At 70.4% G+C, this 15,203-nt stretch carries 14 protein-coding genes; 12 read left to right on the forward strand and 2 right to left on the reverse strand.

Annotated features, from left to right (window positions below; all coding sequences use genetic code 11):
* Positions 1–42 precede the first annotated feature (42 nt).
* From AC0IW9_RS10345 to AC0IW9_RS10360, 4 genes are all read left to right on the forward strand, one after another.
* Positions 43–1,251 carry an MFS transporter gene (locus AC0IW9_RS10345; RefSeq protein ID WP_471648153.1) on the forward strand — a complete coding sequence of 403 codons (1,209 nt, stop codon included), beginning with the start codon at positions 43–45 and terminating at the stop codon, positions 1,249–1,251.
* 124 nt (positions 1,252–1,375) lie between these two features.
* A complete protein-coding gene (cysE, locus tag AC0IW9_RS10350; protein ID WP_471648154.1) occupies positions 1,376–2,218 on the forward strand; it encodes a serine O-acetyltransferase in 843 nt (280 codons plus the stop codon).
* A gap of 151 nt (positions 2,219–2,369) precedes the next feature.
* A complete protein-coding gene (gene guaB / locus AC0IW9_RS10355) occupies positions 2,370–3,923 on the forward strand; it encodes an IMP dehydrogenase (RefSeq protein ID WP_471648155.1) in 1,554 nt (517 codons plus the stop codon).
* A 148-nt stretch (positions 3,924–4,071) separates the two neighbouring features.
* Complete coding sequence (locus tag AC0IW9_RS10360; RefSeq protein ID WP_471648156.1) at positions 4,072–4,383, forward strand: hypothetical protein; 312 nt, start codon at positions 4,072–4,074, stop codon at positions 4,381–4,383.
* Positions 4,384–4,411: 28 nt separating this feature from the next.
* On the opposite strand, the gene AC0IW9_RS10365 is transcribed toward AC0IW9_RS10360, so the two are convergent.
* Positions 4,412–5,197, reverse strand: coding sequence for an SDR family NAD(P)-dependent oxidoreductase (locus AC0IW9_RS10365; protein ID WP_471648157.1), 786 nt, complete (start codon positions 5,195–5,197; stop codon positions 4,412–4,414).
* Between the two features lie 159 nt (positions 5,198–5,356).
* Here AC0IW9_RS10365 and AC0IW9_RS10370 point away from each other — a divergent pair, with 159 nt between their 5' ends.
* Genes AC0IW9_RS10370 through AC0IW9_RS10390 form a run of 5 tightly spaced genes read left to right on the forward strand, consistent with a single transcriptional unit; the run spans position 5,357 to position 9,951 of the window.
* Positions 5,357–6,025: a haloacid dehalogenase type II gene (locus tag AC0IW9_RS10370; RefSeq protein ID WP_471648158.1), complete on the forward strand. Its 669-nt coding sequence runs from the start codon at positions 5,357–5,359 to the stop codon at positions 6,023–6,025.
* Positions 6,022–7,347 carry an RsmB/NOP family class I SAM-dependent RNA methyltransferase gene (locus AC0IW9_RS10375; RefSeq protein WP_471648159.1) on the forward strand — a complete coding sequence of 442 codons (1,326 nt, stop codon included), beginning with the start codon at positions 6,022–6,024 and terminating at the stop codon, positions 7,345–7,347. The genes AC0IW9_RS10370 and AC0IW9_RS10375 overlap by 4 nt, the downstream gene beginning before the upstream one ends.
* 37 nt (positions 7,348–7,384) lie before the next feature.
* Entirely contained in the window at positions 7,385–7,969 is a 585-nt protein-coding gene (locus AC0IW9_RS10380; protein WP_471648160.1) for a GNAT family N-acetyltransferase, read from the forward strand.
* A gap of 46 nt (positions 7,970–8,015) precedes the next feature.
* Positions 8,016–9,590 (forward strand): glutamine-hydrolyzing GMP synthase, encoded by a 1,575-nt coding sequence (gene guaA, locus AC0IW9_RS10385; RefSeq protein ID WP_471648161.1) that lies wholly within the window; start codon positions 8,016–8,018, stop codon positions 9,588–9,590.
* 4 nt (positions 9,591–9,594) lie between these two features.
* On the forward strand, positions 9,595–9,951 hold the full coding sequence (locus AC0IW9_RS10390) for an ArsC family reductase (protein ID WP_471648162.1): 357 nt from the start codon (positions 9,595–9,597) through the stop codon (positions 9,949–9,951).
* Positions 9,952–9,987: 36 nt separating this feature from the next.
* Here the strand turns inward: AC0IW9_RS10390 and AC0IW9_RS10395 are convergent, their stop codons facing one another.
* Positions 9,988–10,767 carry a family 16 glycosylhydrolase gene (locus AC0IW9_RS10395; protein WP_471648163.1) on the reverse strand — a complete coding sequence of 260 codons (780 nt, stop codon included), beginning with the start codon at positions 10,765–10,767 and terminating at the stop codon, positions 9,988–9,990.
* Between the two features lie 371 nt (positions 10,768–11,138).
* Here AC0IW9_RS10395 and AC0IW9_RS10400 point away from each other — a divergent pair, with 371 nt between their 5' ends.
* From AC0IW9_RS10400 to AC0IW9_RS10410, 3 genes are all read left to right on the forward strand, one after another.
* A complete protein-coding gene (locus tag AC0IW9_RS10400) occupies positions 11,139–12,170 on the forward strand; it encodes an amino acid ABC transporter substrate-binding protein (RefSeq protein WP_471648164.1) in 1,032 nt (343 codons plus the stop codon).
* 89 nt (positions 12,171–12,259) lie between these two features.
* Positions 12,260–13,870: an ABC transporter substrate-binding protein gene (locus AC0IW9_RS10405; RefSeq protein WP_471648165.1), complete on the forward strand. Its 1,611-nt coding sequence runs from the start codon at positions 12,260–12,262 to the stop codon at positions 13,868–13,870.
* Between the two features lie 61 nt (positions 13,871–13,931).
* A partial coding sequence (locus AC0IW9_RS10410) for an ArgE/DapE family deacylase (RefSeq protein ID WP_471648166.1) occupies positions 13,932–15,203 on the forward strand: 1,272 nt, incomplete at its 3' end.

A 15,203-nucleotide genomic window follows, 5' to 3' on the forward strand; every position in this document is an offset into this window, starting at 1 on the left:
CCACGCTTGCCCGGTGCTGCGCTGCACCGCAGTATCGGGCGAATGGCCTTTGACCCGATCACCCCGCCGCCGTCCGTGGCCGCGGCCGAACCCGTCGTGGATGTCCGCCGGCTGATCCTGCTGCTGGGCATCTCCTGCTTCGCAGGCGCCATCGGCGGCCGGGTCATGGACCCCTTCGTCACCACCCTGGCGGCGGAATTCAGCGCCCCCGTCGGCCAGGCGGCACTGCTCGCCTCGGCCTATGCGCTGCCCTTCGCGCTGATCCAGCCGATCCTCGGCCCGATCGGCGATGCCATCGGCAAGCGCCGCATCATCCAGATCAGCCTCTGCTGCCTCACCCTCTTCTCCCTGCTGGCGCCCTTCGCCACCAGCCTCGGCGGGCTGATCGCGCTGCGCGCCCTGGCCGGCGCCGCGGCCGGCGGCATCATGCCGCTGACCCTGGCCGCGGTCGGCGACGCGGTGCCGATCAAGAACCGCCAGGTCGCGCTCAGCCGCCTGCTGGTCTTCTCCATCGTCGGGCAGATCGCCGGCGGGGCGCTGGCCGGGGCGGTCGGCCCGCTGATCGGCTGGCGCGGCATCCTCTGGCTCTGCTGCGGCCTGGCGGCGACGGCCGCGGCGGTCATGCTGACCTTCCCCATCGGCCCGCCCGAGCCGCGCCGCCGCTTCGAGCCGGTGCGCGCGCTGCAGCGCTACCGCTTCATCCTCTCCCTGCCGCAGGCCCGGATCCTGTATTTCGCGGTCGCGGTGGAGGGCGTGCTGGTCTTCGGCACCTTCCCCTATTTCGCCCCCATCCTCGAATCCCGCGGCATCGGCGGCACCCTGGGCGCCACGGTGGAGGCCGGCATGGCGGTCGCCGCCTTCGGCTGCGGCGGCATCGTCTATGCCGCCGTCGCCAAGCCGCTGCTGGCGCGCATCGGCCAGGGGCGGCTGGTGATCCTGGGCGGGGCGCTGGCGGCCTTGGCCCTGCTCGGCTTCGGCCTGGCGCCGACCGCGACCATCTTCATCGCCGCCGGCCTCGCGCTCGGCACCGGCTTCTACATGATCCACAACACCATCCAGACCCGGGTGACCGAGGTGGCGCCGGAGGCCCGCGGCTCCGCCGTCGCCCTGCATGCCTTCCACTTCTTCACCGGCCAGTCGCTCGGCCCGGTGCTGGTCGGCCTGGCCATCGCCGGCTTCGGCGCGGCGACCGCCATGGCGGTGGCGGCGGTCGGCATCCTCGCGCTCGGCATCCGGCTGCGCCGGCGATAGGGCGTGATCGGCTGAGGTGGACCCACCGGAAGCCGTGAATCACGCCATGGTCCAGCCGGGTCTTTTCGCCGCCCATCGGCATCCCGATATCAGACGGCAGCGTGCCGAGACGAGGACCCGACCGATGCAGCATGCCTCGCCCCAGCCATCCCCATCCAAAGGCGAGGCCGCCGAGGCCAGCCTCTGGCCCGGCCTGCAGGACCAGGCCCGCCGCACCACGGCCGCCGAGCCGCTGCTGGGCGGCTTCCTGCATGCCACCATCCTCAGCCGCGCCAGCCTGGGCGAGGCCCTGGGCGCGCTGCTGGCCGAACGCCTGGCCGATCCGCTGTTCGGCACCGAAAGGCTGGCCCGGCTCATCGCCGAGGCCCTGGCCAATGGGCCGGGCATCGAGGCCGCCGCCCAGGCCGACCTGCGGGCGATCGGCGCGCGGGACCCGGCCGCCGCCTGCGGCCTGCTGACCCCCTTCCTCTACTACAAGGGTTACCACGCGCTGCAGGCGCATCGGGTGGCGCATTGGCTCTGGGGCCAGGGGCGGGCGCCGCTGGCCTATTTCCTCCAGGCCCGGGTCGCCCTGACCCTGGCCATCGACATCCACCCTGCCGCCCGCTTCGGCCATGGCGTCTTCATCGACCACGGCACCGGCGTGGTGGTGGGTGAGACCGCCGTGGTCGGCAACGACGTCTCCATCCTCCAGGGCGTGACGCTCGGCGGCACCGGCAAGGAAGCCGGGGACCGCCACCCCAAGGTGCGGGACGGCGTGCTGCTCGGCGCCGGGGCCAAGATCCTCGGCAACGTGGTCATCGGCCGTGGCGCCAAGGTCGGCGCCGGCAGCGTGGTGCTGCGCGACGTGCCGCCCTGCGCGACCGTCGCCGGCATCCCCGCCAAGGTCGTCGGCTGGTGCTCGGATGCGGTGCCGGCGCTGGCGATGAACCACGCCCTGCCGCTCGAGGACGGCGCCTCCCGCTAGGCGGATCCCCGGCCCGGACGCCAGCGCGCCCCGGATATCACCGCACCGCAATGCTCCGGTGCTGGACGCCGCGGAGACTCTGGGGGTAAAGGGGGCCGCCAAGGTAGCGGATCGCCCGCCCCCGCGATGTCCCTCGCGCGAAAGGTCCCCCATGGCCCCCGAATCCTCGGTCGAAACCGGCGTCACCGGCGCCCAGTCCTCGGCTCCGCCCAGCCTCCGCCGCGCCATCACCATCGAGGAGGCCTATGCCTTCGACGATGTGCTGCTCGTCCCGGCCTATTCCGCCGTCCTGCCGCACCAGACCGATACCCGCACCCGGCTGACCCGGGAGATCTCGCTGCATATCCCGCTGGTCGCCGCGGCGATGGATACGGTGACCGAGGCCCCGATGGCCATCGCCATGGCCCAGGCCGGCGGCATCGGTGTGGTCCACAAAAACATGACGCCGGAGGAGCAGGCCGGGCAGGTCCGCCGGGTCAAGAAGTTCGAGAGCGGCATGGTGGTGAACCCCGTCACCATCCACCCCGACCAGACGCTCGCCGATGTCCGCGCCCTGCAGGAACAGTACAAGATCAGCGGCATCCCGGTGGTCGAGCGCGGCAAGCCGGGCGAGCCGGGCGGGCGGCTGGTCGGCATCATCACCAACCGCGACGTCCGCTTTGCCACCGACCCCGGCACCCGGGTCTATGAGCTGATGACGCGGGACAACCTGATCATCGCCAATGGCGACGTTTCCCCGGAACAGGCCCGCACCCTGCTGCACCGCCACCGGATCGAGAAGCTGCTGGTCACCGATGAGGGTGGCCGCTGCATCGGCCTCATCACCGTCAAGGACATGGACAAGGCCCAGGCCAACCCGAATGCGGTGAAGGATGCCCTTGGGCGCCTGCGCGTCGCCGCCGCCACCGGCGTCGGCGAGGATGGGATGCGCCGGGTCGAGGCCCTGGTCGCCGCCGAGGTCGACGTGGTGGTGGTCGATACCGCGCATGGCCATTCCGGCGGCGTGCTGGCCGCCATCGAGCGCATCAAGCGCATGTCCAATGCGGTGCAGGTCGTGGCCGGCAACGTCGCCACGCCGGAAGGCGTGCTGGCGCTGATCGCCGCCGGCGCCGATGCGGTGAAGATCGGCATCGGCCCGGGCTCCATCTGCACCACCCGCATCGTCGCCGGCGTCGGCGTGCCGCAGCTCACCGCGGTGCTCGAATGCTCCGCCGCGGCGCGGGAGAAGGGCGTCCCCGCCATCGCCGACGGCGGCATCCGCACCTCGGGCGACGTCGCCAAGGCGATCGCCGCCGGGGCCGATTGCGTGATGATGGGCAGCCTCTTCGCCGGCACCGACGAAGCCCCGGGCGAGGTCTTCCTCTACCAGGGCCGCTCCTACAAATCCTATCGCGGCATGGGCTCGCTCGGCGCCATGGCCCGGGGCAGCGCCGACCGCTACTTCCAGCAGGATGTGCAGGACAGCCTGAAGCTGGTGCCGGAAGGCGTCGAGGGCCGGGTCGGCTACAAGGGCCCGGTGGGCAACGTGGTGCATCAGCTGGTCGGCGGCCTGCGCGCCGCCATGGGCTATACCGGCAATGCGACGGTCGGCGAGATGCAGACCAATGCCCGCTTCCGCCGCATCACCGGCGCCGGCCTGCGCGAGAGCCACGTCCACGACGTGGCCATCACCCGCGAGGCGCCGAACTACCGCCAGGAAGGCTGAGGGCCGCGCGGCGGCAACGCCGCGCAACCGGCTCCCGTCACGGGTTTCCCTCCCGCCCGATGACAGAAATGCGATCAGGTTCCAGGCAACAGGATTGATTGCAACGCATTGGATTGCGCGCGAACCGATTCGAAGGGATGCGCGCCCGATGCCGAACGTCAGCCGTTCGAACCCGTCGGTCGATTGGGGCCACTATCGCCACCTGGTCCGGGACCTGGCGGCGGATCTCGTCGAGGACTGGGACCGCTGCGTCCTGGGCAATGGACCGGTCCTGCCAGGCAATGCCGATGTCTCCGGCTGGCATAGCCTGCTGTCCATGACCTATGCCGTCGAGCAGTGGTTCTGGGACGCGGTCATCCTCGCCTGGCGGGAATGGCCGCGGGCCTTCACCGCCGAGACCCCGCGGACGCTGGGCTGCGAGGGCTATGCCTATCTGTCCGCCATCGCCCCGCCCTGGTAGCCCAGGGACGGGATCGGCCAGCGCCTGTTCAGGGCTGCATGTGGCTGCCGCCCGAGACCGTCATGTTCTCGCCGGTGATGTAGACCGCGGCATTCGAGACCAGGAAGCAGATCAGCGGCGCCACCTCGGACGGCTCGGCATAGCGGTTCAGCGGGATGCGGGACATCGTCGTCTCGGCGAATTTGTCGCTGCGGATCACCTCGGTCATCGGCGTCACCACCGTGCCGAAGCCGACCGAATTGCAGCGGATGCCGTAGCGGGCCCATTCCCGTGCCCCGGTCATGGTCATCCCGAACAGCCCCGCCTTGGCCGCGGAATAATTCACCTGGCCGATCGAGCCGCGCTTGCCGGCGGTCGAGCTGATGTTGACGATGCCCCCCGTGGTGCCCGCCGGCTGCGGCAGCCCGGCCTTGGCCCGGTCGATCATGTGCCGGCCGACCGCCTGCATCATCAGGTAGCAGCCGGTCAGGTTCACATCGATCACCGACTGCCACTGCTGCATGGTCATCTTGGCGAACATCGCCGGCCGGGTGATGCCGGCGTTGTTGACCAGCCCATGCACCGCGCCGAAGCGCGAGACCGCTTGGGTGACGCAGGACTCGCCGAAGCCTTCCTCGGCCACGTTGCCCTGCACCGCCAGGATCCGCTCGGCATCCATGGTGGCGGCGGTGGCGGCCAGCGTTTCCGGGTTGCGCTCGACCAGCACCGCATTGCCGCCGAGGTCCAGCACCAGCTCGGTGATCGCCCGGCCGATGCCCTGGCCGGCGCCGGTCACGATGACGGTCCGCCCGGTGAGATCCATGGGATTGCGCATGTCGGTTTCCTCCCGCGGTGCATCCGCGTTCGGGCCAGTTTGCGCGGCGATGCGGGGATGGCCAAGGGGGCGTGCTTTAATGGGCGTGCCAATGGGCGTGGCCGAAACCCCGGTGCCGCGCTAGGATGCGACTTCCCCCCACACCGCCGGAGAACCACCATGCCCCGCGTGCGGGCCGCCGTCTTCGATGCCTATGGCACCCTGCTCGATGTCCATGCCGCCGTGGCCCGCCATGCGCCGCGGCTGGGCGACAAGGCCGCGCCGGTCTCCGCCCTCTGGCGTGCCAAGCAGATCGAGTGGAGCTGGATCCTCTCGGCGACCGGGGCCTACGAGCCCTTCTGGAGCCTGACCGGCAAGGCGCTCGACCACGCGCTGGCGGTGCATGGCCTGGCCGATGCGCCGCTGCGGGCCGCGCTGCTCGAGGCCTACCGCGAGCTCAGCGCCTTCCCCGATGCCGCCCCGGCCCTCGCGGCGCTGCGCGGCCAGGGCCTCGCCACCGCCATCCTCTCCAATGGCTCGCCCGAGATGCTGGACGCCGCGGTCGCCGCCGCCGGGCTGGACCCGCTGCTGGATGCGGTGCTCTCGGTGCATCCGCTGCGCTGCTTCAAGCCGGATGCCCGGGTCTATGCCCTGGCCACCGCCCGCTTCGGCTGCACCCCGGGCGAGATCGCGTTCATTTCTTCGAATGCCTGGGATGCCTATGCTGCCGCGCGCTTCGGCTTCCGGGTCTTCTGGGTGAACCGCGCCGCCGGGCCGGTGGAATACGGGCTGGACCAGGCCGCCACCATCCTCCCCGATCTTACCGCTTTGAAATTGGCTCCCGAATGACCCCCGCCGCCCGCCTCTCCGCCGCCATCGACCTGCTGATCGCGGTGGAATCCACCCCCCGCCGCCCGGCCGATGCCACCGCCAACGACTTCTTCCGCACCCGCCGCTACATCGGCGGCGGCGACCGCCGTGCCATCGCGGAACAGGCCTGGAGCGTGGTGCGCCAGCGCATCCGGCTCGACTGGTGGCTGCACCGGGTGAAGTGCAACGTGACGGCGCGGATGCTGGTCGCGGCGGAGCTGCTGCTGGGCCGTGGGCTGGACGTGGACGCGGTCATGGCCGCCTTCCCCGGCGGCCAATATGCCGCCAAGCCGCTGGACCCGATCGAGGAGCGGCTGCTCCGCCAGCTCGACGGCACCCGCTACGGCCCCGGGCTGATCCACCCCGCCATGCCGGAAGGGGTGAAGCTCGACCTGCCGGACTGGGTGCTGCCCGGCTTCCGCTTCCGCTTCGGCGAGCGACTGGCCGAGGAAGCCGCGGCGATGGAGGCCGAGGCCCCGCTCGACCTCCGCGCCAACCTGCTGAAGACGACGCGCGACGCCGCCGCCGCCGCCCTGGCGGGGGAGGGGATCGAGACCCGCCCGACGACCTATTCCCCCTGGGGCCTCCGCCTGCCCGCCCGCCGCCCGGTGACCCAGACCAGGGCCTTCCTCAAGGGGCTGATCGAGGTGCAGGACGAGGGCAGCCAGCTCATCGCCCTGCTCACCGATGCCCGGCCGGGGATGCGGGTGCTCGACCTCTGCGCCGGGGCCGCGGGGAAAACCCTGGCGCTGGCCGCCACCATGCAGAACCGCGGCCGCATCACCGCCTGCGACGTCTCCGTCCCCCGGCTGGAAGGCGCGGTGAAGCGCCTGGCCCGGGCCGGGGCCGACAACGTGGAGCGCCACCTGCTGGAGCCGGGCGACCGCTGGGCCAAGCGCCGGGCGGGCCAGTTCGACCGGGTGCTGGTCGATGCACCCTGTACGGGTACAGGGACCTGGCGACGCAATCCGGACGCGCGGTTGCGCACCACCCCCACCGACCTCGCGGAGTTGTGCGCGAAGCAAGGTGAAATTCTGGCAATCGGCGCTGATCTCGTACGGCCCGGTGGGCGTCTGGTCTACGCTACGTGTTCGCTGCTGCCCGAGGAGGACGAAACCCAGGTCCAGGCCTTCCTCGACCGCCACCCCGACTTCGCCGTCCTGCCCCTGGCCGAAGCCTGGGCGGCGGCGGAGGCACCCGGGGCGCCGCCGGCCGAGGGCCCTTACCTGGTCACCACACCCGCCCGGCACGGCACCGACGGCTTCTTCGCCGCCGTCCTGCAACGCAGGCCCCAGGGATAGTTCGACCCAGGCCATTAGGAAGGGAGAAGCGCGCCGCATGATCTGCATTCGCCGCGCCCGGCCCGCGGATGCCGCTGCCATCGGCGCCGTGCATGTCGCCACCTGGCGCACCGCCTATGCGGGGGTGCTGCCGGATACCTACCTGGCCAGTCTTTCCGACCTTCGCCACGCCGCCGGCTATGAGGCCGCGATCGGCGACCGCCGGCATGGCCACGCGGTCTTCGTCGCCGTCGCCAAGGGCGCCGATGCCCCCGCCGGCACCCCGCCGGACCAGGAAGGCGGCACCGTCATCGGCTTCGTCTCCGGTGGCCGCGCCCGCCGCCCGGGCTACGGCGACGGGGAGGTGGAGACGCTCTACCTGCTGGACGACTATCGGGACCGCGGCGTCGGCCGCCGGCTGATGCGCGCCATGGCGGCGCATCTGGCGGCCGTCGGCTGCCGCTCCGCCATGCTCTGGGTGCTGAAGGACAACCCAACACGGTGGTTCTACCAGCGGCTCGGCGGCCGGCCGATGGCACGGGAGGTGATCCGCTTCGCCGGCCAGCCCATGGAGCAGATGGCCTTCGCCTGGGACCCGATCGAGGCCCTGCTGACCGCGACGGCCCCCGCCTCCGAGGCGTAATCAACGCACCGCTTGCCCCGCTCGCGCGGCTGTGCTGAGAGACGCCATGAACGCCCCCCTCGAGACCGCGGTGCTGCACGACCGCATCCTCATCCTGGACTTCGGCAGCCAGGTGACCCAGCTCATCGCCCGGCGCCTGCGGGAATCCGGGGTCTACTGCGAAGTCTGGCCCTATACGGCGGATGAAGCACGGATCCGCGCCTTCGCCCCGCGCGGCATCATCCTCTCCGGCGGCCCGGCCAGCGTCACGGAAGGCGCCAGCCCGCGCGCCCCGCAGGCGGTCTTCGAGATGGGCCTGCCCATCCTCGGCATCTGCTACGGCCAGCAGACCATGGCGCATCAGTTGGGCGGCGTGGTCGAGGGCGGCCATGCCCGCGAATTCGGCCGCGCCTTCATCGAGGTGACCGGCGACTGCGCCATCACTCAGGGCGTCTGGTCCCCCGGCGCGCGGGAGCAGGTCTGGATGAGCCATGGCGACCGCATCACCGAGCTGCCCGCCGGCTTCCGCGTGGTCGCGGCCAGCGGCGGCGCCCCCTTCGCGCTGATCGCCGACGACGCCCGGCACTTCTACGGCACCATGTTCCACCCGGAGGTGGTCCATACGCCGCATGGCGCCGCGCTGCTGCGCAACTTCACCCAGCTGGTCTGCGGCTGCGCCGGCGACTGGACCATGGGCGCCTTCCGCGCCGAGGCCATCGCCCGCATCCGCGCCCAGGTCGGCACCGGCCGCGTCATCTGCGGCCTGTCGGGCGGCGTCGACTCCAGCGTCGCCGCGGTGCTGCTGCACGAAGCCATCGGCGACCAGCTCACCTGCATCTACGTCGACCACGGGCTGATGCGGGCCAATGAATCCGAACAGGTGGTCCGCACCTTCCGCGACCGCTTCAACATCAAGCTGGTCCACCGCGACGCCAGCGAGCTCTTCCTCGGCCAGCTCTCCGGCGTGACGGACCCCGAGATCAAGCGCAAGACCATCGGCCGGCTCTTCATCGAGGTCTTCGAGGAGGAGCAGCAGAAGATCGGCGGCGCCGACTTCCTCGCGCAAGGCACCCTCTACCCCGACGTCATCGAGAGCGTCTCGGCGACCGGCGGCCCCAGCGTCACCATCAAGTCGCACCACAACGTCGGCGGCCTGCCCGCCCACATGCGGATGAAGCTGGTCGAGCCGCTGCGCGACCTGTTCAAGGACGAGGTCCGCGCGCTGGGGCGGGAGCTCGGCATGCCCGAGGAGATCGTCGGCCGGCATCCCTTCCCGGGGCCGGGCCTGGCCATCCGCATCCCCGGCGAGGTCACGCGGGAGAAGGCGGATATCCTCCGCCAGGCCGATACCATCTACCTCGAGGAGATCCGCAACGCCGGCTTGTACGACGCCATCTGGCAGGCCTTCGCGGTGCTGCTGCCGGTGCGGACCGTCGGCGTCATGGGCGATGGCCGCACCTACGACAGCGCCTGCGCGCTGCGCGCCGTGACCAGCACGGATGGCATGACGGCGGATGTCTATCCCTTCGACATGGGCTTCCTGACCCGCGTCGCCGGCCGCATCGTCAACGAGGTGCGCGGCATCAACCGCGTCACCTACGACATCACCAGCAAGCCGCCCGGCACCATCGAGTGGGAATAGGCTCGTGGGAACGACCGTCACCATCCACGGCATCAAGGCCTGCGACACGATGAAGAAGGCCCGTGCCTGGCTCGACGGGCACGGCGTGGCGCATGGCTTCCACGACTACAAGGCCAGCGGCATCGACGAGGCCACCCTGCGCCGCTGGGCCGGCCAGGTCGGTTGGGAGGTGCTGCTGAACCGCGCCGGCACCACCTTCCGCAAGCTGCCCGAGGCCGCGCGCGACGGGCTGGATGAGGCGAAGGCCATCGCCGTGATGCTGGCGCAGCCCTCCATGATCAAGCGCCCGGTGCTCGACGTGGATGGCGCCCTGCTAGTCGGCTTCAAGCCGGACGCCTACGCCGCCCGCTTCGGCCTTTGACCGGGGGCGGCCCCGCGAGGGACCGCCCGAGCCGTCTCAGACCCAGCTGGCCCAGAAATCGGCTTCCCAGGCGCCGCCGCCGTCGTGCTGGTTCCACAGCACGTTGTAGGCCGAGAGCCAATCGCCGCCATTGCCGCCCGAAGATGTCCCCGAGCTGGAGCCGGTGTTCACCGCGGCGCTGACCACCGGGTCCTGGGAGGCGGCGACCCAGACATCGGCCACCGGCGTCGTCACCGCGACCTCCGCCGCCTTCTCGCCCATCGGCGTGTAGGAGACATCGTAAACCGTCATCGAGGCTTCGCTGGTACGGTTCATCAGCCCGATGGTTTCGTTCATGCCGCCATGCGCATAGTCCGCCTTCACGCCTTCGGTGATGGCGCCCATGTAGTTGCCATCGACGAAGTAGGAGATTTTGCCGGGCTGCCAATCCAGCGTGTAGGTATGCACCTGGGTCTCGTCGATGCCGTTGAAATTCACCACGTTGTAGCCGTCGCCGCCATCGCTGCCGCGGTAGTGCACGGTGCCATAGGGCTGGCCGTTGATGACCTCGACCACGTCGTATTCCGTGCCCGGCCACTTGTCGTCGCCCGGCCACAGCAGGATGGCGGAGCCCTCCGCATTGCCATGCAGCGCCGCGGTGAAGCTGTAGGTGCCATAGCCATGCCCGGCCGAGGGGCCATAGGGCCGCTCCATCAGCCCACCGGTATTGCTGACCGTCACCTGCCCGCGCACGCTGGTGTCGATGTTGTGGGCGCCCCAGGTATGCGAGAGCGCGCCGATGCCATTGTCGAAGCTCTCGAAGAAGCTCTGAGCCATAGTCTGCAATCCCCTTGCGGAATCAGCCGAGGAGGCGGCACCCGCCCGTCCGCCGGACAGGCATGGGACGCAGCCAGAGGTCTTTCCCCTGCGCTCTCCACGACAAGCAAATCCGATCTGCGGTCCCGCGTTTCGGTCCGGCGCTACTCGCCGGCAGCGGCTGGGTAGTCGATCACCGTCCCGTGATGCAAGTATTGTATAAAATATACATTCCTGGTCCGGAACCCCAGATGTGTTTCCAGCACTCGGGAATTGGCCGACTGGTCGCCCTGCAAACCGCGTGGAAATGGTCTTGCATGTCGTGCAGTGCGGCGGCGAAGCTCGCTTCCGGGGCCGACGGGGGCCTTTTCGCAACGAGGGAAGTAGGTGCCATGCGCGGATGGATCAGGGGCCTCACCGCCCTATGTCTCGGTTTGTCGCTGGCCCTCGCCGGCATCCCCGCCTCGGCCCAGCCCGCGCCCGATACCATCGGCGCCATCCGCGCGCGGGGCCATCTGGTCTGCGGCGTCTCCATCAATGCCATCGGCTTCGCCCTGCCGGATGCGCGCGGCGTCTATCGCGGCCTCGACGTCGATGCCTGCCGTGCCGTCGCCGCGGCGGTGCTGGGCGATGCGAACAAGGTCCGCTTCGTCGCCACCACCACGCAGGTCCGCTTCACCGCGCTGCAATCCGGCGAAGTCGACATGCTCGTCCGCAACACCACCTGGACCCTGGGGCGGGAGGTGCAGCTCGGCCTCGCCTTCGCCAGCATCAATTTCTACGACGGCCAGGGCTTCATGGTGAAGCAGTCCTCCGGCGTCACCTCCGCCCGGCAGCTCGATGGCGCGACCGTCTGCGTGCAGCCCGGCACGACGACGGAGCTGAACCTCGCCGACTACTTCCGTGCCAATTCCATGCGCTTCACCCCGGTGGTGATCGAGCAGCCGGAGGAGATCCGCCTCGCCTTCGTCAACGGCCGCTGCGACGCCTATACCAACGACGCCTCCTCGCTCGCCTCCTTCCGCGCCAGCCAGGGCGCCGGCGGCGAGCAATTCGTGCTGCTGCCGGAGATCATCTCGAAGGAGCCGCTGGGCGCCCTGGTCCGCAAGGGCGACTGGCGCTGGTTCGACGTGGTGCGCTGGTCGCATTTCGCCCAGGTCACCGCGGAGGAGCTCGGCATCACCAGCCAGAACATCGACAGCTTCATAACGAGCCCCAATCCGGACGTGCAGCGCCTGCTCGGGCGCTCGGGCGATTTCGGCAAGGCCATGGGGCTCGAGAACGACTGGGCGGTGAGGATCATCCGCCAGGTCGGCAATTTCGCCGAAAGCTGGGACCGCAACATCACCCCGCTCGGCATCCCGCGCGGGATCAACGCGCTCTGGACCAAGGGCGGGCTGCAATACGCGCCGCCGATTCGTTAGCCTGCCGGAGTTTGCTTGACGCGGGCGAGCCCCGCATCCGAGGCTTCCCGACGAGGCTGGCGCCAGACCGGCCCGACGGGAGATCCTCCATGCATCCTGCCCTCGTGGCGGCCACGCTCATGGTCGCCTTCACCGCCCCCGCTGCGGCGCAGCGTGACGTGCCTGCGGCGCAGCGCGATACACCGGTTGCGGCGCAGCGCAACCTGGTGATCGCTGCGCAGACGCCGCCCAGCGCGCTCGACCCGCATTTCCACAACACCACCAACAACAACATGGTGCTGCGGCAGATCTTCGAGCCGCTGTTCGAGCTCGACACCAAGGCGCAGCGGCAGCCCCGGCTGGCCGAGAGCCTGCGGCTGATCGACCCGCTGACCTGGGAGGTGAAGCTCCGCGCCGGCGTCCGCTTCCACGACGGCACGCCCTTCGAGGCCGACGACGTCGCCTATACCTTCGCCCGCGTGCCCACCGTGCCGAACAGCCCGGCGCTGTTCACCCCCGCGGTGCGGACCATCAGCGCCATCGAGATCAAGGACCCGCGGACCATCATCCTCCGCACGCGGGAGCCCAACCCGCTGCTGCCGATCGACCTGACCGGCCCGGTCATCCTCTCCCGCCGGGTGCATGGCGAGAACCCGGCAACTTCGGACTTCACCAGCGGCAAGCTCGCCATCGGCACCGGCCCCTACCGCTATGCCAGCTACATCCACAACGAGCGGCTGGAGGTGACCCGCAACCCCGACTACTGGGGCCCGGCCGAGCCCTGGGACCGCGTGACCTTCCGCTACATCCCGCAGGGCGGCTCGCGCATGGCGGCGCTGCTCTCGGGCGAGGTGGACCTGATCGACTACGTGCCGCTGCAGGACGTGCCCCGGCTGGAGCGCGACCCGCGCTTCTCGCTGTTCGGGGTCGACAGCGTCACCTTCGTCTACCTGGCGCCCGATGCGATGCGGGAGACGACGCCCTTTGCCTTCGACCGCCAGGGCAAGCCGCTGCCGCGCAACCCGCTGGCCGACCGCCGGGTGCGGGAGGCGCTGTCGCTGGCCATCCCGCGGGTGAACATCGCCGAGCGGCTCTACCACGGCCAGGCGCGCGCCGCCGACCAGTTCGCCGCCCCCGTCGCCGAGCACCGGCTGCCCAACCTGCCGCCCCTGCCGCACGACCCGGCCCGCGCCCGCGCCCTGCTGGCCGAGGCCGGCTACCCGCAGGGCTTCCGCCTGACCATCCATGGCCCGAACGGCTTCTTCCCCGGCGACGACAACCTGCTGCAGGCCCTGGCGCAATCCTTCACCCGGGTCGGGATCGAGACCGCGGTCGAGACGCTGCCGCCGGCGACGCTCTTCACCCGCGCCACCAACCGCGACTTCTCGTTGTTCATGACCTATTACAGCAGCTACCTCACCATCAATCCGATGCGGCAGGTGGCGATGACCCGCAACCCGGAGCTGGGCCACGGCCCCTTCAACCGCCAGCGCTATTCCAACCCGGCGATGGACGAGCCCCTGGCCCAGGCGATGTCCACCATGGACCCGGAGCGGCGGGAGATCCTGACCCAGCAGGCGGCGCAGGCGCTGCTGGACGACAAGGGCCTGCTGCCGATCATCTTCCTGCGCAATATCTGGGCGGCGAAGCGCGACAAGCTCACCTATGAGCCAAGTCCGGTGAACCATACCAGCGCGCAATACGCCCGGCCGGTGCCGTAGCCTCTACCCGGCAGGGTGCGGGCGGCGCAGGATGCCCGCACCCTGCCGGAAGGACCGACGCATGCCCGATGCCGCCCTGCTCGCCCGCCTCGCCGCCGCGGTGGATGCCAATTTCGAGAAGCAGACCGGCTTCCTCGCCGATCTCGTCCGCTTCCCCAGCACCCGCGGCAACGAGGCGCCGCTGCAGGACTGGATGGCGCGCCAGCTCGCCGCGCGCGGCTACGGCGTCGATCGCTATACCCTGGCCGAGGTCCCGCTCGCGGCCCATCCCAAGGCCAGCCCCATGGTCGATGTCAGCGCCGCCACTTCGGTGCAGGTCGTCGCCACCCACCGCGCCGCCAATCCGACCGGCCGCAGCCTGATCCTGCAGGGCCATATCGACGTGGTCCCGGCCGGGCCGGAGGAGATGTGGACCTACCCGCCCTATAGCGCGACCATCAAGGACGGCTGGATGTACGGCCGCGGCGCGCATGACATGAAGTCCGGCGTCGCCGCCATGGTCTTCGCCATGGATGCGCTGAAGACCGCCGGGCTCGAGCCCGCCGCCGATGTCCATGTCCAGACGGTGACCGAGGAGGAGAGCACCGGCAATGGCGCCCTCTCCACCCTGGTCCGCGGCTACCGCGCCGAGGCGGCGCTGATCCCCGAGCCGACCGGCGGCACCATCACCCGCGCCCATACCGGGACGCTGTGGTTCCGCATCAAGGTGCGCGGCGTGCCGGTGCATGTCGCGGTCGCGCAATCCGGCAGCAATGCCATCATGTCCGCCTATCACCTGATCCAGGCCCTGCAGGCGCATACCGTCAAGCTGAACGAGGCGGCGAAGCACCATGAATGGTACGCCGGGATCGAGTCCCCGCTGAAGTTCAACCCCGGCATCATCCGCGGCGGCGACTGGGCCAGCAGCACCCCGGCCTGGTGCGAGGTGGATTGCCGCATCGGCCTGCTCCCCGGCGCCGATGTCTCGGAGATCCAGCGCGGCGTCGAGCGCTGCGTCGACCAGGCGGCCAAGTCCGACAATTTCCTCGCCAACAACCCGCCCCTGGTCGAATGGCACGGCTTCCTCGCCGATGGCTACGTGCTGGAGCCGGGCACCGAGGCCGAGGCGGTGCTGGCCGCCGCCCATGCCCAGGTCTTCGGGGCGCAGATGCCGGCCCGCATCACCACCGCGGTGAACGACACCCGCTTCTACGGCCTCTATTTCGGCATCCCCGGCCTCTGCTACGGCCCGAAGGGGGAGGGGGCGCATGCCTTCGACGAGCGCACCAGCCTCGAGCACCTGAAGCAGACCACCCTTTCCATCGCCGCCTTCATCGCCGACTGGTGCGGCGCC

It is taken from the genome of Belnapia sp. AC561, assembly GCF_979252845.1.

Coding starts and splice junctions, on each gene's coding strand:
- AC0IW9_RS10345 (WP_471648153.1), top strand. CDS start 43: ATGGCCTTTGACCCGATCACCCCGCCGCCGTCCGTGGCCGCGGCCGAA.
- cysE (WP_471648154.1), top strand. CDS start 1,376: ATGCAGCATGCCTCGCCCCAGCCATCCCCATCCAAAGGCGAGGCCGCC.
- guaB (WP_471648155.1), top strand. CDS start 2,370: ATGGCCCCCGAATCCTCGGTCGAAACCGGCGTCACCGGCGCCCAGTCC.
- AC0IW9_RS10360 (WP_471648156.1), top strand. CDS start 4,072: ATGCCGAACGTCAGCCGTTCGAACCCGTCGGTCGATTGGGGCCACTAT.
- AC0IW9_RS10365 (WP_471648157.1), bottom strand. CDS start 5,197: ATGCGCAATCCCATGGATCTCACCGGGCGGACCGTCATCGTGACCGGC.
- AC0IW9_RS10370 (WP_471648158.1), top strand. CDS start 5,357: ATGCCCCGCGTGCGGGCCGCCGTCTTCGATGCCTATGGCACCCTGCTC.
- AC0IW9_RS10375 (WP_471648159.1), top strand. CDS start 6,022: ATGACCCCCGCCGCCCGCCTCTCCGCCGCCATCGACCTGCTGATCGCG.
- AC0IW9_RS10380 (WP_471648160.1), top strand. CDS start 7,385: ATGATCTGCATTCGCCGCGCCCGGCCCGCGGATGCCGCTGCCATCGGC.
- guaA (WP_471648161.1), top strand. CDS start 8,016: ATGAACGCCCCCCTCGAGACCGCGGTGCTGCACGACCGCATCCTCATC.
- AC0IW9_RS10395 (WP_471648163.1), bottom strand. CDS start 10,767: ATGGCTCAGAGCTTCTTCGAGAGCTTCGACAATGGCATCGGCGCGCTC.
- AC0IW9_RS10400 (WP_471648164.1), top strand. CDS start 11,139: ATGCGCGGATGGATCAGGGGCCTCACCGCCCTATGTCTCGGTTTGTCG.
- AC0IW9_RS10405 (WP_471648165.1), top strand. CDS start 12,260: ATGCATCCTGCCCTCGTGGCGGCCACGCTCATGGTCGCCTTCACCGCC.